At 64.8% G+C, this 21346-nt stretch carries 16 protein-coding genes; 8 read left to right on the forward strand and 8 right to left on the reverse strand.

Translation table 11 applies throughout. From position 1 onward, the window contains the following. The first annotated feature begins 317 nt into the window (after positions 1-317). From BRA1417_RS0133900 to BRA1417_RS0133910, 3 genes are all read left to right on the forward strand, one after another. Entirely contained in the window at positions 318-1088 is a 771-nt protein-coding gene (locus tag BRA1417_RS0133900) for a L,D-transpeptidase (protein WP_027519598.1), read from the forward strand. Positions 1089-1149: 61 nt separating this feature from the next. Next, complete coding sequence (locus BRA1417_RS45785; RefSeq protein ID WP_245286310.1) at positions 1150-1566, forward strand: acyl carrier protein; 417 nt, start codon at positions 1150-1152, stop codon at positions 1564-1566. A gap of 24 nt (positions 1567-1590) precedes the next feature. Next, on the forward strand, positions 1591-3291 hold the full coding sequence (locus BRA1417_RS0133910; RefSeq protein WP_027519600.1) for a fatty acyl-AMP ligase: 1701 nt from the start codon (positions 1591-1593) through the stop codon (positions 3289-3291). Positions 3292-3297: 6 nt separating this feature from the next. Here the strand turns inward: BRA1417_RS0133910 and BRA1417_RS0133915 are convergent, their stop codons facing one another. The 3 genes from BRA1417_RS0133915 to BRA1417_RS0133925 are packed head-to-tail and all read right to left on the reverse strand — an operon-like array spanning position 3298 to position 6673. Then, positions 3298-4260 (reverse strand): hypothetical protein, encoded by a 963-nt coding sequence (locus BRA1417_RS0133915; RefSeq protein WP_245286311.1) that lies wholly within the window; start codon positions 4258-4260, stop codon positions 3298-3300. A 25-nt stretch (positions 4261-4285) separates the two neighbouring features. Then, complete coding sequence (locus BRA1417_RS0133920) at positions 4286-5668, reverse strand: MBOAT family protein (protein ID WP_027519602.1); 1383 nt, start codon at positions 5666-5668, stop codon at positions 4286-4288. Positions 5669-5713: 45 nt separating this feature from the next. After that, positions 5714-6673 (reverse strand): acyl-CoA desaturase, encoded by a 960-nt coding sequence (locus tag BRA1417_RS0133925; RefSeq protein WP_245286312.1) that lies wholly within the window; start codon positions 6671-6673, stop codon positions 5714-5716. A 173-nt stretch (positions 6674-6846) separates the two neighbouring features. Between BRA1417_RS0133925 and BRA1417_RS0133930 the strand changes: the two genes are divergently transcribed. Further along, positions 6847-7854 carry a glycerophosphodiester phosphodiesterase gene (locus BRA1417_RS0133930; RefSeq protein WP_027519604.1) on the forward strand — a complete coding sequence of 336 codons (1008 nt, stop codon included), beginning with the start codon at positions 6847-6849 and terminating at the stop codon, positions 7852-7854. Between the two features lie 9 nt (positions 7855-7863). Here the strand turns inward: BRA1417_RS0133930 and BRA1417_RS0133935 are convergent, their stop codons facing one another. After that, entirely contained in the window at positions 7864-10140 is a 2277-nt protein-coding gene (locus BRA1417_RS0133935; protein ID WP_027519605.1) for a fused MFS/spermidine synthase, read from the reverse strand. A gap of 177 nt (positions 10141-10317) precedes the next feature. Between BRA1417_RS0133935 and BRA1417_RS0133940 the strand changes: the two genes are divergently transcribed. Further along, entirely contained in the window at positions 10318-11928 is a 1611-nt protein-coding gene (locus BRA1417_RS0133940) for an NAD(P)/FAD-dependent oxidoreductase (RefSeq protein WP_027519606.1), read from the forward strand. 276 nt (positions 11929-12204) lie between these two features. On the opposite strand, the gene BRA1417_RS0133945 is transcribed toward BRA1417_RS0133940, so the two are convergent. After that, positions 12205-12360 (reverse strand): Flp family type IVb pilin, encoded by a 156-nt coding sequence (locus BRA1417_RS0133945; RefSeq protein ID WP_085349137.1) that lies wholly within the window; start codon positions 12358-12360, stop codon positions 12205-12207. 164 nt (positions 12361-12524) lie between these two features. On the opposite strand from BRA1417_RS0133945, the gene BRA1417_RS0133950 reads away from it, so the two are divergent. Beyond that, positions 12525-13409 carry a 50S ribosomal protein L11 methyltransferase gene (locus BRA1417_RS0133950; protein WP_027519608.1) on the forward strand — a complete coding sequence of 295 codons (885 nt, stop codon included), beginning with the start codon at positions 12525-12527 and terminating at the stop codon, positions 13407-13409. A 24-nt stretch (positions 13410-13433) separates the two neighbouring features. On the opposite strand, the gene BRA1417_RS0133955 is transcribed toward BRA1417_RS0133950, so the two are convergent. Further along, positions 13434-13613 (reverse strand): hypothetical protein, encoded by a 180-nt coding sequence (locus BRA1417_RS0133955; protein WP_027519609.1) that lies wholly within the window; start codon positions 13611-13613, stop codon positions 13434-13436. A gap of 188 nt (positions 13614-13801) precedes the next feature. Here BRA1417_RS0133955 and BRA1417_RS0133960 point away from each other — a divergent pair, with 188 nt between their 5' ends. After that, complete coding sequence (locus BRA1417_RS0133960; protein WP_027519610.1) at positions 13802-15631, forward strand: aminopeptidase P family protein; 1830 nt, start codon at positions 13802-13804, stop codon at positions 15629-15631. 321 nt (positions 15632-15952) lie between these two features. Beyond that, positions 15953-17227, forward strand: coding sequence for a multidrug effflux MFS transporter (locus BRA1417_RS0133970; RefSeq protein ID WP_027519611.1), 1275 nt, complete (start codon positions 15953-15955; stop codon positions 17225-17227). Between the two features lie 175 nt (positions 17228-17402). On the opposite strand, the gene ligA is transcribed toward BRA1417_RS0133970, so the two are convergent. Together ligA and recN are read right to left on the reverse strand one after the other, a co-directional pair. Continuing rightward, positions 17403-19556, reverse strand: a complete 2154-nt coding sequence (gene ligA / locus BRA1417_RS0133975) for an NAD-dependent DNA ligase LigA (protein ID WP_027519612.1) — start codon at positions 19554-19556, stop codon at positions 17403-17405. 107 nt (positions 19557-19663) lie between these two features. Beyond that, complete coding sequence (recN, locus tag BRA1417_RS0133980) at positions 19664-21337, reverse strand: DNA repair protein RecN (protein ID WP_027519613.1); 1674 nt, start codon at positions 21335-21337, stop codon at positions 19664-19666. Positions 21338-21346: the final 9 nt, after the last annotated feature.

Genomic DNA, 21346 nt, shown 5'->3' on the forward strand with positions numbered 1-21346 from the left:
TTCATTCCCAAGGGTAAAACCAGCAGCGGAAGCCGCCGTCCGAGGCGGGTCAATCGCAACTCCGATGAAGCCAAATGGTTGCGCCATTGTGATGAATTGTCGGCATTATGAACGCATCTCCCGCTCGCGAAAATGTCAGCGTCGCCGCTGGCTTTGCGGCACAAAGCGGCCTTGCTTACGCCGGGCGTCCCGTTAACGATGGCAATAAGGTTAGCTTTGCAGGCCGCTGGAACGAAAGCCGGATTGCAGGCATAGTGCACGCCGGGGGACGGAGAGCCGCGGCGCCTAGTGTGAACAGGCCGGAGGCCACAAGTCAGATGCGTTCGTTTTTTATTGCTTTCACCTCCCTGATGCTTTTGAGCGCGGGCGCCGCGCAGGCCAAGGTCGAGATCACCGTCGACAAAGACAATCAGCAGATGACCGTCGCTGTCGACGGCGTCGCGCGCTACCACTGGCCGGTGTCGACAGGCATCCCCTCGCGGGAGACGCCGAACGGCGCGTTCCGCACCTTCCGCATGGAAGAGGATCACTACTCCAAGGAATTCGACGACGCGCCGATGCCGCACGCGATCTTCTTCACCAAGGTCGGGCACGCCATCCACGGCACCGACTCGGTCGGCCGGCTCGGCACGCCCGCCTCGCACGGCTGCGTGCGGCTGTCGCGCCAGAATGCCACGACGCTCTACGCGCTGGTGCAGCAACAGGGCGTGCTCAACACCACGGTGACACTGACCGGCTCGGCGCAAGTGGCGCTAGCGCGCAATCCGCGTGGCCGCAGCCCCACGGCAGTGGCCCGCGCGCCGCAGCCCGCCGAAGAACAATACGCCACATCAGGCGATCCCGTGAACCTGACGCCTCAGGCCGCACCTGCCCGCCGCTACATGCCGCAGGATGACAACTACATCTATCCGGCCGACGGCAGCGACACCAGCGCGCGCTACCCGGCGCCGCGCGGCACCCGTCCGCTCTATGACGCACAAGTCTATCAGCAGCAGCCGCAGCAATATTACAATCAGGGCAACGGCACCTATTATCAGCCGCAGCCCCGGCAGGTTTACCAACCGCGTGGCTATTACTACCAGAACTGACTCTATCTGAACGGGGCGTTGCCGCGCCAGCGAATCAGAAAGCCGCTGCCGCGACGGGCGCTTGCGGCAGTCGACCGCAGGAATAGCGCCAGCCTGTGCACGGATTGGGCACCGGCCGACGCAAGGAAGCAACAGTCCACAACCTTCAACGCAGCGGCGTTCCGACCAAATTGACAACCAGGGGGGCAGCCCTATTGTCGTTCCATTGTTTCTGGGACATGACATAACACGCGAGCAGATTTCGGATTTCTGCGTTACCGCCCTGGCAAATATCCTGCGAATCTCAAGGGATCGCGTCGATATCAGCACGAAATTCAGCCGCCTCGGCCTCGATTCGGCGATGCTGGTCTACCTGATGATGGAACTCGAGGAGAAGCTCGACCTCGAACTATCGACGGACGATTTTTACGACCATCCAACCGTTGAAGCCTTGTCGCGATTTCTCGTCGACAAGCGCGCAATCCGCCCCGCCGCCTGAGGGCGGCTGAAGCCGGCGCAACCCATGGAAACTTTCCGCTCGCTCGTGGCACTGCTAGCCCGGCGTGCGGCGGAGCAGGCCGACGACCGCGCCTATGCCTTCGTCTCCGATCGCGGGACGGAGGAAGCTATCCTCACCTTCCACCAACTGCATCGCTCCGCATCCGCCCTTGCGCAGCGATTGACTGTGACCGCGCGTCGCGGCGACCGCGCCATTCTGGTGTTTCCGCCCGGCATCGAATTCATGGTGGCGTTCTTCGGCTGTCTGATGGCCGGCATCATCGCCGTGCCGATGATGATGCCGCGGCGAAACAGCGCGCGCGATGCCAGCGTCGCGATCCTCGCCAATTGCACGCCGGCGGTTGCGCTGACCAATTCGGCCGTCTTGCTCCGTGGTGATCTGCGGGCACGCTTCGAGCAAGCGGACATTCGCTGGATCGAGGTCGATCTCGCCGCGGCCGATGGTGAGACAATCAAACTGCCCGAGCCGGCGCCGGACGACACCGCCTTCCTTCAATATACCTCCGGCTCGACGTCCGCGCCGAAAGGCGTGATGGTAAGCCACGCCAATCTGCTCGCTAATCTCGAGATGATCCGGCTCGCGCTCGGCAACACCCGGCAATCGACTTACGTCAATTGGGTGCCGCTCTATCACGACATGGGGCTGATCCTGAACGCACTGCAGGCACTCTACGTCGGCGCGACCTGCGTGCTGATGGCGCCGAACGCATTCATGCAGCGGCCGCTCGGCTGGCTCCGCGCGATCTCGCACTATCGGGCGGAAGTGGCGTGCAGCCCGAATTTCGGCTTCGACCTCTGCGTCAGCCGCTATCGCGCCGACCAGATGGAGGGTGTCGACTTGTCCTCGCTCAGGATCGCGCTGAACGGTGCAGAGCCGGTGCATGCGGAAACCATCGAACGGTTTACCCAGACATTTGCGCCGCACGGCCTCGCCCCCCGCGCGATGTATCCCGCCTACGGAATGGCGGAAGCGACGCTCCTGATTTCCGGCGGACGCCGTGGCGAGGATCATGTCACACGCAGCCTGAGCCGCACGGCGCTTCAGGCGCATGCGGCGGAAGAGCCTTCCAGCGCCGAAGATACGCAGATCGCCGTCGGCTGCGGCCGCGCGCTCACCGGCGAGCGGATCGCCATCGTGGACGCGGACAACCGCACGCGCCTGCCTGCGCACCGCGTCGGTGAGATATGGGTGAACGGCGCCAATATTGCCCGCGCCTATTGGCGCAACGACGAGGCGACGCGCGAGGGGCTCAATGCGCAGATTGCCGGCGAAAACGGGGCGTGGCTGCGCACCGGCGACCTCGGCTTCCTCGACGTGACAGGCGAATTGTTCGTCACGGGCCGGATCAAGGACCTCATCATCGTCCGCGGCATCAACCATTATCCCCAGGACGTCGAGCGCACCGTGCAATCGCTCGATGGAGCTTTGCGCGAAAATTGCGGCGCGGCGTTCTCGGTGCCGGATGAGAGCGGCGAAGAGGCACTCGTCATCGTCCAGGAAATCGAGCGCACCGCGCGCCACTCGATCGACACCGAAGCGATCAAGGGCCGGATTCGCGAGGCCGTCGCCGACAACCACGAACTCTCCGTGCGCCACATCGCGCTGATCCGGCCCAGCACCCTGCCGAAGACCACCAGCGGCAAGATCCAGCGCAAGCTGGCGCGCAAGCTCTGGCTCGATGGCGGTTTTGAGCAGCTCGGCTGAGACGACTCAGAAATCGATCTTCGCGCTCTCCCCATCGCGCAGGCTCGCAGCGATCCCCTGCTCGATCTTGCGCGCGAGAATTGGGCGATAATGGATGAAATCGGCAAAATTGGCGCGGTCGCGCGTGAGAGCGTTGTCAACTCGGTAGCTGATGAAATTGCTGCGCGGTCGGCCCGCGACCACTTTCTTCAGCGCAGTATCGCAGGCGCTGCGCTCCAGGGCGGCTTCCGTGCCGGGCTCCGGCACGGTGGTCGCGAAGGTCGGCGGCACGATGATGACGACGGGCACATCGGCCGGCAATGTCCTGACGGTATCTGCCAGCGCAGCAATCTCGGGAAATGTCGCCCGCATCTCGGCGGACAAGGACGCCGCCGGATCCCTTGGCCAGCCGACTTCCTTGAACTGACCCGGCGGCCAGATATCCTCATAGCTGACAAAGCCGTCAGGGTTCATCCGTGGTCGCCGGCCAAGCCCGATACTGATGCGTTGAAAAGCCTGCTCGATCGCCTGCCAGGAGATCAGCCGTGCGGCGTAGGTGACGACGCTTCTGTCGTAGAGCCAGTCGGGGAATGGGACGCCGCCCTCCTCCTTGGCACGTGCATGCGCGCACCAGCCGGGGTCGGCTACGATCACCAGTGCGCCGACCTCCCGGTGATTCCGCAGGAAGAAGTCCAGCACCGCGAGCTCCTGGCGGGGAACCGCACCGGTCATGTAGAGCTGCACGAATCGCTGGCCGGTCGCGCGCGACAATTCCGCCGGCTCGATCATCTGCGCCGTTGAATTGCCCAGGATCGCGGCATTGAAAACCGGATTCCTGGCGCGGCTCGCGGCCGTGATCTGGGTCAGACGATTATCGACGCCGTCGATACCGAGCAGGCCGAGCTTGCCGCTGTCATAGGGATCGACCGCTACCATGAGTGCGAGCACCAGCAGCGCAGCGGCGATCAGCGTGCCCAGACACGCGAGCAAGCTCCGGCCCCAGCCGGGGTCGGTCTCAGAACTTGAAGTAAACGAAGTCATGCAGATCCCGACCACCCATGTGGAGCAGCAATGCGAATAACCCAAGACCGAGCAGAGCAGCGAGCCACGGATTGGGGCGACGCGTGAGCACCGCTACGATGTCCTGGCTCGCTGGCAGCAGGAAGGCGAACAGCGGCGCGACAATCAGCGGCCACAAATGCTTTCCGCGCTCGAGCGGCAGCGGCGAAAGCAGTCCGCAGAAGACGTGCCAGGCCGCCTCCACGGAGCCCGCGCGAAAAATCACGCCGGTCGCGAGCACAAACAACACGGTCAGCGCCCAGCCGAGCCATGATGGGAACGTCGGGCCATAGCGACGCCACAGCGTGCAAGCAACCAGCGCAAGCCCGTGCAAAACACCCCACAGCACGAAGGTCCAGCTCGCGCCGTGCCAGAGGCCGCACAGCGCCATGGTGATCATCATGGCGGCGAAAAACTGTACGGGAAGCCAGCGCCGCGGCAGCAGGCGGAGATTGACCAGCGGATAAAACACGTAGTCGCGCAGGAACAGCATCAGGGTGATGTGCCAGCGCTGCCAGAAATCCTGGATATTGGTCGAGCGCAGCGGCGCATCGAAATTGTACGGCAGCTGCACGCCGAACAGCAGGCCGAGGCCGATCGCGATGTCGGAATAGCCGGAGAAATCGAGCAGGATCTGGAAGGAGAAGCAGAAGGCGAGCCACGCGTCACCGCCCGGCAGCGGCCCGCTCGATGCCTGCGCGTAGATGGGATCGAGCAGATGCGCGAGGCCGTCGGCGATCACGATTTTTTCGAGCAGGCCGATCGCGATGAAGCAGGTGGCGACGCAAAACTGGCGCTGCCAGCCCGGAACGTAGACCTGCCTGCCGAACTGGTGCATCACCTCCGACCAGCGCGCCAGCGGGCCGGCGATCGCCTGCGGGAAGAAGGCGATGTAGAGCGCGTAGCGGTCGAGCGCATAGAGCGGCGCCCTGCCGCGCTTCAGGTCAACCAGATACATGATGTGGTGAAAGGTGAAGAAGGATATGCCGAGCGGCAGCCCGACGTCGAGCACCGGCAACCTCGTACCCAGTACGAGACTGAGATTGGCAAGAAGGAAGTTGGCGTATTTGAACAGCGCCAGCACCGCAAGATCGAGCCCGATCACCAGCGTCAGCACTGCCGGCCACTTCACGCGCTCATAGGCGACCGAGGCGAGCCAGTTGATCGCGATGGAGCCGATCAGGAGCAGGATGAAGGACGGGCTGCCCCAGGCATAGAAGGCGAGCGACAGCGCTACCTGCACGCCGATACGCAAGCCCGGATAGGGATCGGCCAAGCGATAGATCAGCAGCGCCGCGGGCAGAAAGACCAGGAGAAAGGGATAGTCGTTGAACAGCATCGGTTCAAAGCCGCGCCATCGCCGGCGTGAGCCGGCGGATGATGCTCAGCCCGTTTCGAGGTCGGGCGCAGCGTCGCCCGGCTGCCGTAGCATGCGTCGCGCAATCTTCTCCTCGCTCGGCACCTTGACGTCCCAGGCCAGTCCCAGCGCTTCCAGCGCCCGGATGAAGATGAAGCCGGGATCGAACTCGAACCAGCGCAGGCCGAACGCTGCGGAATAGGGAAAGGCATGGTGGTTGTTGTGCCAGCCCTCGCCCCAGGCAAGCCAGGCCATCACGCCGAGATTGCGGCTGTTGTCGTCGCGGGTGACGAAAGGCTGCGCGCCAAAGCTGTGCATCACGGAGTTGATGGCGGACATGGTCTGCTCGACCACGAACATGCGCACTACGCCGCCCCAGAGCAAGCCGGTGAGTGCGCCCCACAGGCTCATGGTGGCGAGGCCGCCGATCGCGGCCGGCAGCACCAGGCCGAGACCGACCCAAGTGTAATAGTAGCTGTTGACGGCAACCAGTCTGCGATCTGCTATCAGATCCGGGACATAGTGCGCAACGTTGGGATAATCGTGCTCGATCATCCAGGTCAAATGCGCGTGCAGGAAGCCGCGCAGGCGGCCGAATGCGCCGTCGCCGTGCAGCCGCGGCGAATGCAGATCGCCGTCGTGATCGGACAATTCGTGGTGCCGGCGGTGCATTGCCGCCCAGGACAGCATGGGACCGCGGCCGGCCATCGATCCCATCACGACCAGGATCGCACTCATCGCTGTGGAGGTCGCGAAGGCGCGGTGGGTAAAGAGCCGGTGATAGCCGACGGTGAGGCCGAGGCCGGTGACCAGCCAGAAGCCGACGAACAGGCCAAGCTCGATCGCGCCGATCGGGCGGTAGAGCAGAAGGACCAGCGCCAGCAGCGTGCCGAGGAAAGGCAAGACGTCGAAGATGATGAAATGCCGCCGCTGCATCCGGCGAAAATGCCGGCTGCGGATAATTCGATGATCGCGTTGCTGCTGCACGGGCGGGATTCCAGGGCACCGACCATGAGTACATACCCCCGCGCCGGCCGCAACCCAAGCCACCGCCCAAGCCACCGCCCAAGGTTTCAACAGCCACGAAAACCTATACAATCGGCCGGACGCGCCAAAACGCGTTGAAATATCGCCCCTTTCCCCTTGCCCCACGAGCCGTCATGCCGTCACGTGCTGCGACGATCTTGACCGTACTGTCACTTCTCATTGCGGGGCCGGCCATGGGATTCGATTCGGCATCTGATTCGGCTTTCGACCTCGAAGCCCATCGCGGCGGGCGGGCACTGCTGCCGGAAAACACCCTGCCGGCGTTCGCCAACGCGCTGTCGATGGGCGTGGACACGCTGGAGCTCGACGTCGGCATCACCGCCGACGGCGAAGTCGTCGTGTCGCATGAGCGGGGGCTCAACCCTGATATCACGCGGGATGCGAGCGGCGCCTACGTCGCGGCCCCCGGCACGCCCTTCGTGAAGCTGCGGCTCGCCGACGTCAGGACCTACGACGTCGGCCAGATCCGGCCAGACAGCCCTTACGCGAAGCAATTCCCCGATCAGCGCGCCATGCCCGGGACCCGCATTCCGACCTTAAGCGAGCTGTTCGCGCTCGTGCGCAAATCCGGCAATACGCGCGTGCGCTTCAACATCGAGACCAAGATCGATCCGAACCATCCGGACGAGACGCTCGATCCGCAATCTTTCGTCACCAGGCTGCTCGAGGTGATCGAAGCCGAAAAATTCTCCGACCGCGTCATGATCCAGTCGTTCGACTGGCGGACCCTGCTGCTGGTCCAGCAGCGGGCACCGAAGCTGCCGACGGTGTACCTGACGCTCCAGCGCGGCTCGGGCCAGACGGTGGCGCTGGACAAGGCGACCAAGTGGACGGCTGGGTTCAGCCCGGCCGATCACGGCGGGTCGCTGCCCCGAACCATCAAGGCTGCGGGCGGCGCGATCTGGTCGCCCTATTTCGGCGACGTGACCGCGGCACTTATCTCGGAGGCTCATACGCTCGGGCTGCGTGTCGTGGTCTGGACCGTCAACAAGCCCGAGGACATGGCGCGCATGATCGAGATCGGCGTCGACGGGATCATCTCCGACCGGCCCGATTTGTTGCGACAGGTCGCGGGCGAGAAGGCAATTGCATTGCCCGCGGGGACAGCGGTGGAGCCGTAGAAGCGGGCCCTACTCCCCGTCCCTCAAACGCCGGTACAGCGCGCCCAAAATGTTGGAGTAATCGTCGGTCCAGACCCGCACCCTGTCGTCGGCTTCGGTCTGCTCCCATGCTTTCGACGATGCGAGCCTGCCGACGTCGGCATCCTCGCGGGCGGAGATGACGACGTCGGTCGAGAAAATGTAGTCACCATCGCGCCCCGAATCCTCGTTGTAGACCCAGCTCTTGAGATCGTTGGCATCGGCGATGCCGACCACGACGGTCTCGAGATCGAGGTGGCGGTTGGAGACGTGCATCACCACGGCGCCGTGCGGAGCGAGCTTGTCCTTGTAGATCTTCATCGCCTCCTCGGTCGCAAGATGGATCGGGATCGCATCCGACGAATAGGCATCGACGATGATGAGATCATAAGCGCCATCCGGCTCCTTCGCGAAGGTGAGGCGGGCATCGCCGATCACCGGCTTCAGACCCGGCATACAGCTCGAGATGTAGCGGAAATTCTTCGGATCGCTTGCCGCGTCGACCATGGACTGATCGATCTCGAAGAATGTCCAGCTCTCGTTTGGCTCGGCGGCGCAGGCGAGCGTGCCCGATCCGACGCCGATCGCCGCGACCTTCAGCGGCGCGCCCTTGCGCTCGCGCATCGCGGTGACGGCCTGACCGATGCCGCCGTCCTTGTGATAGTAGGTGATCGGCTCGGGCCGGCCGGTGACCGGCGTGCCGTCATTGTTGAGGAAGCGCTCGGCGCCGTGGATCGTGGTGCCGTGCATCAGCACGTGGAAATAGCCGCCGGGCGTCACCACGATCTTGTGCACGCCGAAGAAGCTGCGCACCGTGGTGACGCGGCCTTCGTCCGCGGGATAAACCCGGATCAACGCCAGCGCGAGCGCGACGGTGGCGAATATCTTCCAGCGGCCGGCGTTGACCGTCAGCGCCAGCAGCGCGGCGAGCACGCCGACGCCGCCGGCCGTCCAGACGCGGTGATCCTCGAACCATGTCGATAGCCCGCCCGTCGTGGTGGACGGCCCAATGAGGACGACGGCGAGCGCGGCAAGCGCCAGCCAGTACCATTTGACGATGCCCGCCAGCCGCTCGTTCGCGGGTGGCCGGCACAGCGCGGCAAGCGCGACCAGGATCGGATATTCCGCGATCCAGGAGAATGTGAACGGCGCGACGAGCCCCGCGAAGAGGCCGCCGACCATGCCGCCGAACGACAGCGCGACATAGAATCCGGTGAGATATTTGGCGGCCGGCCGGGTCCGCGCCAATTCGCCGTGGCAGGCCATTGCGATGACGAAGAAGCACAATTGATGCCCGCCGAGCGTCAGCAGCAGGTTCTGTTCGCCCCCGAAGGCCAGCAGGAAGACGACGCCCGCGATCGCGACCGGCTGCAGCATCAGCATCCATTTGTGCGGCAGCAGCGGCCGCGACTGGAACACCACCACCCAGGTCAAGAGGTACAGCGACAGCGGCAGCACCCACAGCAACGGCGCCGCCGCAACGTCGGTCGAGATGTGCGCGGTGACGGCGATGAGCAGCCCGGACGGCACTCCGGCGAGGAATATCCAACGCAGCCGCGTCATGAAACCGGGCGCCGGCGCATTCAAATCCTCAGTTCGTGCATCGACCAAGGCAAGCTTCGGCGAGCGCAACAGCAGCACGCCACATGCGGCGATCAGGAGGATCAGAATGCCGTAACCGCCGGTCCAGAGCCGGTTCTGTGTGTGCAGCGTGAACATCGGCTCCAGCAGGAACGGATAGGACAGCAGGGCGAGGAAGCTGCCGATGTTGGAGGACGCATAGAGGAAATAGGGATCATGTCCGGCAGGATGCCCGGTGCGGACGAACCAGGCCTGGAGCAACGGATTGTTGGCGGCGAGCGCGAAGAACGGCAGCCCGATCGAGATCACGAACAGGCCGAGCAGCCAGATCGCGTAGCCCGAAGCGGGCGGATCGCCATAGGCCGAGGCGATGCCGAGCGGCAGCGTGACGAAGGCCGCGATCAGCAACAGGAGATGCACCACCACCGGAACGATGCGGTTCCTCACCTGCATCAACATATGCGCATAGGCGTAGCCCGCCAGCAGCAGCGACTGGAAGAACACCATCGCCACCGACCACACCGCCGGCGAGCCGCCGAGCCGCGGCAGGACCATCTTCGTGAACAGCGGCTGCACCGAGAACAGCAACAGCGCGCTGACGAAGATCGCGGCGGTGTAGACCGTCAGCAGCAGCCGGTTGCGTGACGAGGACGGCTGCTCCGTGGCGGGTTGCACGATCGAATCCATGGAAGCTCCGGCATAACCCCGGCGGGCGCCGGGCGCGCGCAATGGAGCACAAGGCGCCTGAACGGGCAATAAAGGGTCTCGTGATGTTGCAGCGGGGAATGCTTCATATACAGATGTCATTCCGAACCGGGTCGCTCAGACCGTCCCGGAATGAGCGTGGAACAGCTTGCACCCTTCATGATCGAAACCGACGTCATCATCATCGGCGCTGGCCATAACGGCCTCACCTGCGCGGCCTATCTCGCGATGGCCGGCTTGCGCGTGCGCGTGGTCGAGCGCCGCAAGGTGGTCGGCGGGGCCGCGGTCACGGAGGAGTTTCATCCGGGCTTCCGCAATTCGGTCGCGGCCTACACCGTGAGCCTGCTCAATCCGCAGGTGGTCCGCGACTTGAAGCTGGCCGAACAGGGCCTGCGCATCGTCGAACGGCGCGCGCAGAACTTTCTGCCCGCCCCCGACGGCAGCTATCTGCTCACCGGCGAGGGGCGGACGCAGGCGTCCGTCGCACGGCTGAGCGCGCATGACGCAAACGCGCTCGACGGCTTTTCGCGCGAGCTGGAAGATATCGCCGACGTGCTCCGGCAATTCGTGCTGCGCGCGCCGCCAAATCTGCTCGATGGTTTCGGCACGGCCTCGATCCGCGAAGCCGTGAACGCAATCCAGAGCGCCAACATCCTGCGTGGGCTGTCGCTGGAGCAGAGCCGCAGCCTGCTCGATCTCTTCACCCGCTCGGCCGGCGAGATGCTGGACGAACGTTTCGAGCATGATCTGGTCAAGGCGCTGTTCGGCTTCGATGCCATCGTCGGCAATTATGCCAGCCCCTACGCCGCGGGCTCGGCCTATGTGATGCTGCATCACGCCTTCGGCGAGGTGAACGGCAAGAAGGGCGTCTGGGGTCACGCCATCGGCGGCATGGGCGCGATCACGCAAGCCATGGCCCGCGCCGCACGCGACCGCGGCGTTGTGATCGACACCGATGCGGGCGTGCGCGAAGTCGTCGTCGAGCGCGACCGCGCGGTCGGCGTGGCCTTGGAGAACGGCACGACGATCCGCGCGAAATATGTCGCAGCCAGCGTCAATCCGAAGCTGCTCTATACGCGGCTGGTCGCCGCCGATGCGCTTCCCCAACCCTTCCTCGACCGCATCCGGCACTGGAAGAACGGCTCCGGCACCTTCCGCATGAACGTGGCACTGGACCGCCTGCCCTCCTTCACGGCGCTGCCAGGCGACGGCGATCATCTCACCTCGGGCATCATCCTGGCCCCTGATCTCGGCTACATGGACCGTGCCTTTCTCGATGCCCGCGCGCACGGCTGGAGCCGGGAGCCCGTCGTGGAAATGCTGATCCCCTCGACGCTCGACGATACGCTCGCGCCCGCAGGACAACATGTCGCGAGCCTGTTCTGCCAGCACGTCGCGCCGGAGCTTCCCGATGGAAAGTCGTGGGACGACCATCGCGACGAGGTCGCCGACCTCATGATCGCGACGGTGGACAAGTACGCGCCGGGTTTTGCGACAAGCGTGCTCGGCCGCCAGATCCTGTCACCGCTCGACCTTGAACGGCAGTTCGGCCTGTTGGGGGGCGACATCTTCCACGGCGCGCTGACGCTGAACCAGCTGTTCTCGGCGCGGCCGATGCTGGGCCATGCCGATTATCGCGGACCCGTGAAGGGCCTCTATCACTGCGGCTCGGGCGCCCACCCCGGCGGCGGCGTCACCGGCGCCCCCGGCCACAACGCCGCGCGGGCGATCCTGAGGGATCATCGCTCGCTGTTCGGAAGCCGTGGATAACCCTGTGGATGGGCTGTGGACAAGGCTGTTGGCAGAGCTGTGGAAGAGCGGTGGGTTACGCCCCTCCAAGCTTGGTACAAATTGGTGGAAAATGCGGGGATGAGCGGCGGGCTAATGCGTGGACACAGCCCGGAAAAACCAGCGGACAGCCTGTGGGCATTCTGTGAAAACCTGTCCCCAAAACGACTTCGCCCGCCAGGGGCAATTCCCCCGACGGGCGCTGGTCGAAAGCAGTCGTGTGGAGAATTGGCCCCGCCGGGAAATGGAAAGCGGAAATTACTTCAAGGAGCTGCTAATCGAAGTGAACTTCTCGTTCATGGTGGTGCCCAGGCCGTTCACCACGGTGATGATCGCCAGCGCGATGCCGGCTGCGATCAGGCCATACTCGATTGCGGTTGCACCTGAATCGTCGGTCCAGAACTTCAAAATCATGCGCTTCAAGTCTCGCCTCCTATTCTATTTCAAGCTGTGTGGGTTGCCCAACACCCGGAAATGTACGGAATACAACCTGCGGTCGGGTTAATCCCTTAAATGCAAGTTATGCAAAATATTGGAAACAAAAGTTCCAAAAATTGAACCGGACGGAACCCTGAGATATGCAGCCCTCCACCCATCGCGCCAGTTTTTCGATCGGCAGCGAGACCGCCGCCAAGCGCATTGTCGACGTCCTCACTGAAATGTTCTTCGAGGACGATGCGGCGGTCGCCGCGTTCGAGCAACCGAACGGACAGTGGGACGTCGCGCTGCATTTCGCGAACGCGCCGGACCGGGCGTGGCTGCGCGAACTCGTTGCAACATCAGCAGGAAATGAGATCGCCGACACGCTCGCCTTCGACACCGTCGAAGCCAGGGACTGGGTCAAGTCGAGCCTGGAAGATCTCGTCCCGGTGCCGGCCGGGCGCTTCGTCGTCCACGGCAGCCATGACCGCGACCGCGTGGCGCCAAACAAGCTCGCCATCGAGATCGAGGCGGCCCTCGCCTTCGGCACCGGCCATCACGGCACCACGCGCGGCTGTTTACTCCTGCTTGACCATGTCTTGAAAAGCACCCGGCCGGGCCGCCTGCTTGACCTCGGCACCGGGACCGGCGTGCTGGGGATAGCGGCGGCGAAGGCGCTGCATCGCGCGGTGCTGGCCTCCGACATCGACCCGGCCTCGGTCAAGGTGGCAGCCGAGAACGCCTTGTTGAACGAAGTCGGTCATCATGTGCGAGTGATCCGCGCCACCGGCTTCGCGGCGGCCGATTTCGGCAGATGCGGCCCGTTCGACCTGGTGCTGGCCAACATCCTGGCCAATCCGTTACGGCAATTGGCGGGCCCGATGACGCGGCACCTCGCGACCGGAGGGCGCGTCATCCTCTCCGGTCTGTTGACGCCCCAGGTCCCCGCCGTGATCGCCGCCTACCGCGCGCGCGGCCTCGTGCCTCTGAAGCACTTGCGGATCGAGGGATGGAGCAGCCTGTTGCTGCGGAAGATGGGGTGAGTACGGCTGCTGCCGTAGATGCCGCTACTTTGCGGCCTTCTCGTCCGGGCGCATCGCGCGCTCGGCCTGCGAGGCGCGCCTCGCGCGGCGTTCGGCGAAACGGTCGATCATCTGGTTGATGAGGCCGCGCGGTTTCTTCGGTGTTGCGGCAGCCGGGGCGCGGCGCACCGGCGGCGTAATCTTCTCAAACGTGAACGCTGGCATCGAGTGTCCCCTCGTCATTGAGATGAACAACTTGCTCGAATTTCCCTGTTATCCGGACGAAGCGCAACTGCCGCATCCTGTACTCCACTCAATTCGAATGGAACTTGTTCAAGCACAGTCCATGCCAGATGCGACCTCAAATGCGTCTACATTGCGGACTGATCCGCATGATCCTAAAGTGATCCACCATGTTCGAAGCGCACTTCCAGACATTCGAGGAGCCCGAGGCCGGCGTCGCGTTGACGGCGCGGTTGGCCGCGCTCCGTGAAGAACTCGCCCGCCGCAAGCTGACCGGTTTCGTGATTCCACGCGCCGACCAGCAGCAGAATGAGTATGTGCCGCCCTCGGAAGAGCGTCTGGCCTGGCTGACCGGTTTTACCGGCTCGGCAGGACTGGCGGTGGTGCTGACGCACGAGGCTGCGGTCTTCGTCGATGGCCGCTACACGATCCAGGCGGCCAAGCAGGTCGATTCAAGGGCCTGGGCCGTGGAATCTCTGATCGATCCCCCGCCGGAAAGCTGGATGTCGGCACACCTGAAGGCCGGCGACCGCCTAGGATTTGATCCGTGGCTGCACACTTTTGCGGCAGCCGAGCGTTTGGCCGCCGCCTGCACCAAGGCCGGTGCCGAGTTGGTCGCCGTCGACAGCAATCCGGTCGATGCGATCTGGCAAGACCGGCCACAGCCGCCGATTGCGCCGGTCACGGTGCACGGGATGCAACATGCCGGCGTGACTGAAGCCGAGAAGCTGACGCAGATCAGGAGCGAGATCGGCAAGCTCGGCGTCGATGCGTTGGTGCTGTCCGACAGCCACGCCGTTGCCTGGACCTTCAACATCCGCGGCGCCGACGTCGCGCATACGCCGCTGCCGCTGTCCTATGCGCTGGTGCCGAAGGACGGCCGTCCCACCATCTTCATCGATCACCGCAAGCTCTCCAATCTGACCCGCGACCATCTCGAGCAGTCCGCCGACGTGCGCGAGCCCGATGCGATGGCGCCGACGCTGATGGCGCTCGCCAAGAGCGGTGGATCGATCGCGCTCGACAATGCGACCGCGGCTGATGCCCTCAGCCGGCTGATCACGGGTGCCGGCGGCAGGCCGGTGCGCGGCAGCGATCCCATCGCGCTGCTCAAGGCGGTCAAGAACACGACCGAGATCAAGGGCACGCAAACCGCGCACCGGCGCGACGCCGTGGCGCTGGCGCGCTTCCTCGCCTTCATCGACCGCGAGGCGGCAAGCGGCAAGCTCACCGAGATCGACGCGGTCGAGGCACTGGAGACGTTCCGCCGCGACACCGGCGCACTGAAGGACGTGTCGTTCCCGACCATATCGGGCACCGGCCCGAATGGCGCGATCGTGCACTACCGCGTCACCCGCAAGAGCAACCGGCGGATCGTGCCGGGCGATCTGCTGCTGATCGATTCAGGTGCACAATACGAAGACGGCACCACCGACGTCACCCGCACCATGGCCGTGGGCGAGCCGACCGCCGAGATGCGCGACCGCTTCACGCGTGTGCTGCGCGGCCACATCGCGATCGCGCGGGCGATCTTTCCCGACGGCGCCACCGGCGCGCAGCTCGACACACTGGCACGGCAATATCTCTGGGCCGCCGGCGTCGATTTCGAGCATGGCACCGGCCACGGCGTCGGCAGCTATCTCTCGGTGCACGAAGGACCGGCGCGGATATCGAAGCTCGGCACCACGCCGCTGAAGCGCGGCATGATCCTGTCCAACGAGCCCGGCTACTACAAGACCGACGGTTTCGGCATCCGCATCGAGAACCTCGAACTGGTGGTCGCTGCCGACATCAAAGGCGCGGAAAAATCGATGAACGCGTTCGAGACGCTGACCCTGGCACCGATCGACCGCCGGCTGATCGATGTCGGCATGCTCAGCAAGGACGAGCTCGACTGGCTCAACGCCTATCACGCGCGCGTCAGGGCCGAGGTGCGGCCGGCGCTGGACGAGACGACGAAGGCGTGGCTGGACCAGGCCACGGCGGAGCTGAAGGCGTAAGTTCGCCATTTCACGGGCTCGACGCATAGCACCACACGATTTGCGCAAGGCTCATTTCCACCCCCGCTGTCATTCCCCTCGAAGGCGGGGAATCCAGTATTCCAGAGACAGCAAACGTATGCGGAGAAGCCGCGGCGTACTGGATCGCCCGGTCAAGCCGGGCGATGACACCGAGCTTTTGACGCGAGCAACGCGCCCAATCGGTCGCCATCGTGCCCTCATCACCGTCCCGGAATCCGTATAGCCGCATTCCGAAACGCCGATATGCGTCTTGTGCGAGCGCGCTACAGTCCGATTCGAGTTTCTACCAGACGGACACGCATGCACGGCATCATTAGCAAACCGCCGGAAACGGCGAAGAACCTCGCGACCTCGCGCGTGGTGTTGCTGTTGCTCGTCGTCATGACCGGGATCGCGCCGATCTCGCTTTACATGCTGGTTCCGGCGCTGCCGGTGCTGGCGACGACATTTGGCAGCGACATCTCGGTCGCGCAGATGACGGTGTCGCTGTACATGGTCGGCATCGCGCTGTCGCAACTCATCATGGGCCCGCTGTCGGACCGTTTCGGGCGACGCCCGGTGCTGCTCGGAGGCCTGGCCCTGATGGTCGCGGCCAGCGTCGCCTGCATCTTCGCGGAAACGCTGCCGCAGCTGATCGCCGCGCGCTTCTTCCAGGCGCTGGGCGGCGCCGCCGGCATGGTGGTGAGCCGCGCCATCATCCGCGACATCTACCAGCGCGATCGCGTCGCCTCGATGATCAGCCTCGTGGTCGCGGCGCTGATGATCGGGCAGATGGTCTCCCCGCTCAGCGGCGGCCTGATCGAGACAGCATTCGGCTGGCGCGCGATCTTCTACGCCATCACCGTCGCCGCGATCATCGTCGCCGTCGGCATCGCATTCGCGCTGCCCGAAACGCGCCGAGACCGCGCCGCCGGCAGCGGCTTTCGCGACGATGTCGGCATCCTGATCCGCAACCGCGCCTTCGTCGGCTACGTGATGTGCCAGGTGCTCGCCTCGCAGATCATCTTCACCTTCGCCGGCGGCGGCCCCTATATCGTGGTGACGCAGATGGGCAGGACCAGCGCCGAATACGGCGCGTGGTTCGCGACGACGGGTTTTGCCTATCTCGTCGGCAATCTGCTCTGCGTGCGCTTCGCGCCCAGGCATTCGCTGGAGAAGTTGATCTGGTTCGGGCTCGCGCTCCAGCTTTGCGGTAGCCTGTTGAACCTGCTGTGGAGTTTCACCGGCTGGAACGAGGCACCCGCCTGGCTGTTCGGCACGCAGATGATCGTGATGGTCGGCAATGCCTTCGTAATGGCGAACTCGGCCGCCGGCGCCATCAGCGTCCGTCCCGAGGCCGCCGGCACCGCGTCAGGTGCGATGGGCTTCCTCCAGCAGGGCATCGGCGCGCTGATGTCGCAATTCGGCGCCTATCTCGGCGGCCATTCCGCGACCACGCTGCCGCTCACCGCCGCGGTGCTGGCGATCTCCCTGCTCTGCGCCTGCACGATGATCTTCGTCGTCCCCCGCCGCGAGGTCATGGTGAGCGAGACGCTGATCGGGCAGGCGGAAGAGGAAGAGAGCGGGATGATGTGAGGGATGCGCGGTGAGGCCTTCTTCCTTCTCCCCTTGTGGGAGAAGGTGGCGCGCGTAGCGCGCCGGATGAGGGGTCTCTCTCCGCACGGGCCCCCTCTCAAAGTTTGAACTCGAGGATAGAACCCCTCATCCGGCGCTACGCGCCACCTTCTCCCACAAGGGGAGAAGGGAAGAGTCACTCCCCGATCAGCTGCAGCCACTCGTCCTCGGTCAGCACCTTGACGCCATGCTTGGTGGCTTCCGCGAGCTTCGAACCCGCGCCGGGGCCGGCGACGACGAGATCGGTTTTCTTGGACACCGATCCGGACACTTTTGCGCCTAACCGCTCAGCGGTGGCCTTGGCCTCGTCGCGCGTCATCTTCTCCAGCGAGCCCGTGAACACCACGGTCTTGCCGGCGACGGCGGAGTTGCTCTTCGGCTTCTCGGCGTCGATGATCTCGACCTCCCTGGTCAGCCGCTCGACGATGCCGCGATTGTGGCTCTCGCCGAAATAGTCGGCGATGCTCTTGATCACGGTCTCGCCGATCTGGTCGAGCGCATCCATCTCGGCCATCGCCTCCTCGTCGCCCTTGGCGACCTTGAGGCTGGCATCGTGGAAGGCGTCCCAGGAACCGTAGCCGCGTGCCAGCGCCAGCGCCGTGGTCTCGCCGATATGGCGCATGCCGAGCGCGTAAATAAAACGCTCCAGCGCGATCTTCCGACGGCTCTCGATCGCGCTGAACAAATTGCGCACCGAGGTTACGCCGTAACCCTCGATGTCCTCAAGCTTGAGTTTAGCATTGCGCTTTTCCAGCGTGAAGATGTCGGCTGGCTCCTTCACGAATCCTTCGTCGAAAAAATACTGAAGTTGCTTCTCGCCGAGGCCGTCGATGTCGAAGGCCCGCCGCGACACGAACAGCTTCAGGTGCTCGGTCTTCTGATAGGGACAGGCGAACTCGCCGGTACAACGGGCGCGTGCCTCCTCTTCGCCAGCGGCCGTCTCTCCTCGCACGACGTCGGTATGCAGCGGACACGGACATTTCTTGGGGAAGTGGTATTCCTTAGCGCTCTTCGGCCGCATGTCGAGGACGACGTCGACCACCTGCGGGATGACGTCGCCGGCGCGCTGGATCACGACGGTGTCGCCGATCCTGATGTCGCGGCCCTCGCGCAGCACTTCGCCCTTATTGCCGATACCCTTGATGTAGTCCTCGTTGTGCAGCGTGACGTTCTGCACGATCACGCCGCCGACGCCGACCGGCTCGAGCTTGCCGACCGGCGTGAACGAGCCGGTGCGGCCGACCTGGATCTCGATGTCGCGCAACACCGTCGTGGCGCGCTCGGCCGGGAATTTGTGGGCGATGCCCCAGCGCGGCGTGCGCGAGACGAAGCCGAGCCGTTCCTGCCAGTCGATGCGGTCCACCTTGTAAACGACGCCGTCGATGTCGTACTCGAGCCTTGCGCGCTGTTCCTCGATCGCACGATGAAACGCGAGCAGCTCCTCGACGGAGTGACAGAGCTTGGTCAGCGGGTTGGTCTTGAAGCCGCAGCGCTCGAACCAGTGGATCATGCCGCTCTGCGTGGCCTCCGGCATCGCGCTCATCTCGCCCCAGGCATAGGCGAAGAAGCCGAGGGGACGCGAGGCGGTGATGGTCGGGTCCTTCTGCCGGAGCGAACCCGCGGCCGAATTGCGCGGATTGGCGAAGATGGTGCCGCCTTCGGCCTTCTGCCGCTCGTTGAGCGCGAGAAAGGCCTTCTTGGTCATGTAGACCTCGCCGCGCACCTCGCAGATATCGGGAACGTTGCGGCCCTTCAGCTTTTGCGGCACGTCTTCGAGCGTGCGGATATTGGCGGTGACGTCCTCGCCGACCGCGCCGTCACCGCGCGTCGCGGCGGTGACGAGCTCACCACCCTCATAGCGCAGCGACATCGAGAGGCCGTCGATCTTCGGCTCGGCGGAGAAATCGATTCTGTCGTCGTCGAGCTTCAGGAAGCGGACGATGCGGCCGACGAAGTCGCGCAGATCCTCTTCCGCAAAGGCGTTATCGAGCGACAGCATGGGGACGGCATGCCGCACCTTCTTGAAGCGGCCTGACGGTGCGGCGCCGACTTTCTGCGACGGCGAGTCCGCGCTGACGAATTCCGGAAAGCGCTTCTCGATCGCGTTGAAGCGCTGGCGCAGCGCGTCATACTCGGCATCGGTGACGGTGGGCGCGTCGTCCTGGTAGTAGCGTTCGTTATGCCCCTCGATCTCGAGCGCGAGCCGCATGTGTTCGACCTTGGCCTGCGCCTTGGTGAGGTCGGCGACGTCGCGAAGCGGTGCTGGTTTCGATTTTGCTGCTCTGGCCATGGGTGCTTGGATACGATGGAGCGGACGGGAGGGTAAAGGCGGTTACAGTTTCGTACCCCGGACATAACGTTTAGGGCCCGGCGCTTGCGCGCGTCCGGGACACGAAATCAAGCCGTCGCCGCCTTGAGCAGACGGTCCGCGGCAGCCCTCGCCTCGGCGGTGATCTCGGCGCCGGCGAGCATCCGCGCGATCTCCTCGCGGCGGTGGTCGGCGGCGAGCGCATTGACGCGGGTGGCGACGCGCTTGCCCTTGTCCAGTGCGTCCTTGGAGATCAGCAAATGCTGGTCGGCACGGGCGGCGACCTGCGGAGCGTGGGTGACGGCCATCACCTGAACCTTGCCGGCGAGCCGCGCCAGCCTTCCGCCGATCGCGTCCGCGACCGCGCCGCCGACGCCGGTGTCGATCTCGTCGAAGACCAAGGTCGGCGCCGAGCCGCGGTCGGACAGCACGACCTTCAGCGCCAGCAGGAAACGCGACAGCTCGCCGCCGGAGGCGACCTTCATCATCGGCCCTGGCTTGGTGCCCGGATTGGTTTGCACCCAGAACTCGACGCGGTCGAAGCCTTGCGGGCCTGGAGCTGCCTCGTCGGTCTGAACCTGGGTCATGAACTTGGCGCGTTCGAGCTTGAGCGGCGCGAGCTCGGCATTGACGGCCTTGTTGAGCTTCTCCGCCGATTTCTGCCGCGCCATCGACAGCTTCTTGGCGGCCGCCGCATAGCGCGCGTCGGCTTCGATCGCGGCCTGCTCCAGCTTTTTCAGCCGTGAGGCGCCGGCGTCGATCAGGACGACGTCGGCGGCATATCTTGCGGCAAGTGCGGCGAGCCCGTCGACCGGCGTCGAATATTTGCGCGAGGCGGCGCGCAACGCGAACAGCCGCTCCTCGATGCGTTCGAGCTCCGAGGGATCGAAATCGGTCGCGGCAAGCGCCGCCTGGAGATGCTGGTCGGCTTCCTCCAGCGCGTTGATCGCGGTATCGATCGCCCTGACCGCGGGCTCGACCAGCGCCGGCGAGTTGACGCCGCGACGCTCCAGCCGGCGCACGGCTGCCGACAGCGAGGCGACCGGCGAATGGTGGCCACCGACCGCCTCCTGCGCCTCGCGCAGGTCGGAGGCGATCTTCTCGCCCTGCATCATGGTCGTGCGCCTCGAAGCCAGCGAGGTCTCCTCGCCATCCCTAGGCGCGAGCTGCTTCAATTCGTCCGAGGCGTGGCGGAGGTAATCGGCTTCGCGCGCGGCGCGCTCCATGCCGGCGCGATGCTCCTCCAGCGCAGTGTTGGCGGTGCGGCGGGCGTCCCAGAGCGCCTCGACCGCCGAGACGTCCTTTTCGAGACCGGCGAAGGCGTCGAGCAGGCGGCGGTGGGTGGCGGCATCGACCAGCGCGCGCTCGTCGTGCTGGCCGTGGATCTCGACCAGGGCAGCACCGACCGCCTTCAGCGTCTGCACGCTGATCGCCTGGTCGTTGATGAAGGCGCGGGTGCGGCCGTCGGCGAGCTGGACCCGGCGGAGAATCATCTCGCCGGTGTCCTCCAGCCCGTTCTCCGCGAGGATTTTGGCCGCGGGATGGTTTTTTGGGATATCGAATACGGCAGTGACCTGCCCCTGCTCCGCCCCATGCCGCACGAGACCGGCATCGCCGCGGCCGCCGAGCGCCAACGCAAAGGCATCGAGCAGGATGGATTTGCCCGCACCGGTCTCGCCGGTCAAAACCGCGAGGCCGGTTGCGAATTCGATATCGAGCCGTTCGATCAGGACGATGTCACGGATCGACAGACGCGCCAGCATGGAACTCTA

This window comes from Bradyrhizobium sp. WSM1417, assembly GCF_000515415.1.
Taxonomy (GTDB): Bacteria; Pseudomonadota; Alphaproteobacteria; order Rhizobiales; family Xanthobacteraceae; genus Bradyrhizobium.

Excerpts from the sequence above, each read along its gene's own strand:
- BRA1417_RS0133900 (WP_027519598.1), top strand. The coding sequence starts at position 318 with ATGCGTTCGTTTTTTATTGCTTTCACCTCCCTGATGCTTTTGAGCGCG.
- BRA1417_RS0133910 (WP_027519600.1), top strand. The coding sequence starts at position 1,591 with ATGGAAACTTTCCGCTCGCTCGTGGCACTGCTAGCCCGGCGTGCGGCG.
- BRA1417_RS0133920 (WP_027519602.1), bottom strand. The coding sequence starts at position 5,668 with ATGCTGTTCAACGACTATCCCTTTCTCCTGGTCTTTCTGCCCGCGGCG.
- BRA1417_RS0133930 (WP_027519604.1), top strand. The coding sequence starts at position 6,847 with ATGCCGTCACGTGCTGCGACGATCTTGACCGTACTGTCACTTCTCATT.
- BRA1417_RS0133935 (WP_027519605.1), bottom strand. The coding sequence starts at position 10,140 with ATGGATTCGATCGTGCAACCCGCCACGGAGCAGCCGTCCTCGTCACGC.
- BRA1417_RS0133940 (WP_027519606.1), top strand. The coding sequence starts at position 10,318 with ATGATCGAAACCGACGTCATCATCATCGGCGCTGGCCATAACGGCCTC.
- BRA1417_RS0133945 (WP_085349137.1), bottom strand. The coding sequence starts at position 12,360 with ATGATTTTGAAGTTCTGGACCGACGATTCAGGTGCAACCGCAATCGAG.
- BRA1417_RS0133950 (WP_027519608.1), top strand. The coding sequence starts at position 12,525 with ATGCAGCCCTCCACCCATCGCGCCAGTTTTTCGATCGGCAGCGAGACC.
- BRA1417_RS0133955 (WP_027519609.1), bottom strand. The coding sequence starts at position 13,613 with ATGCCAGCGTTCACGTTTGAGAAGATTACGCCGCCGGTGCGCCGCGCC.
- BRA1417_RS0133960 (WP_027519610.1), top strand. The coding sequence starts at position 13,802 with ATGTTCGAAGCGCACTTCCAGACATTCGAGGAGCCCGAGGCCGGCGTC.
- BRA1417_RS0133970 (WP_027519611.1), top strand. The coding sequence starts at position 15,953 with ATGCACGGCATCATTAGCAAACCGCCGGAAACGGCGAAGAACCTCGCG.
- ligA (WP_027519612.1), bottom strand. The coding sequence starts at position 19,556 with ATGGCCAGAGCAGCAAAATCGAAACCAGCACCGCTTCGCGACGTCGCC.
- recN (WP_027519613.1), bottom strand. The coding sequence starts at position 21,337 with ATGCTGGCGCGTCTGTCGATCCGTGACATCGTCCTGATCGAACGGCTC.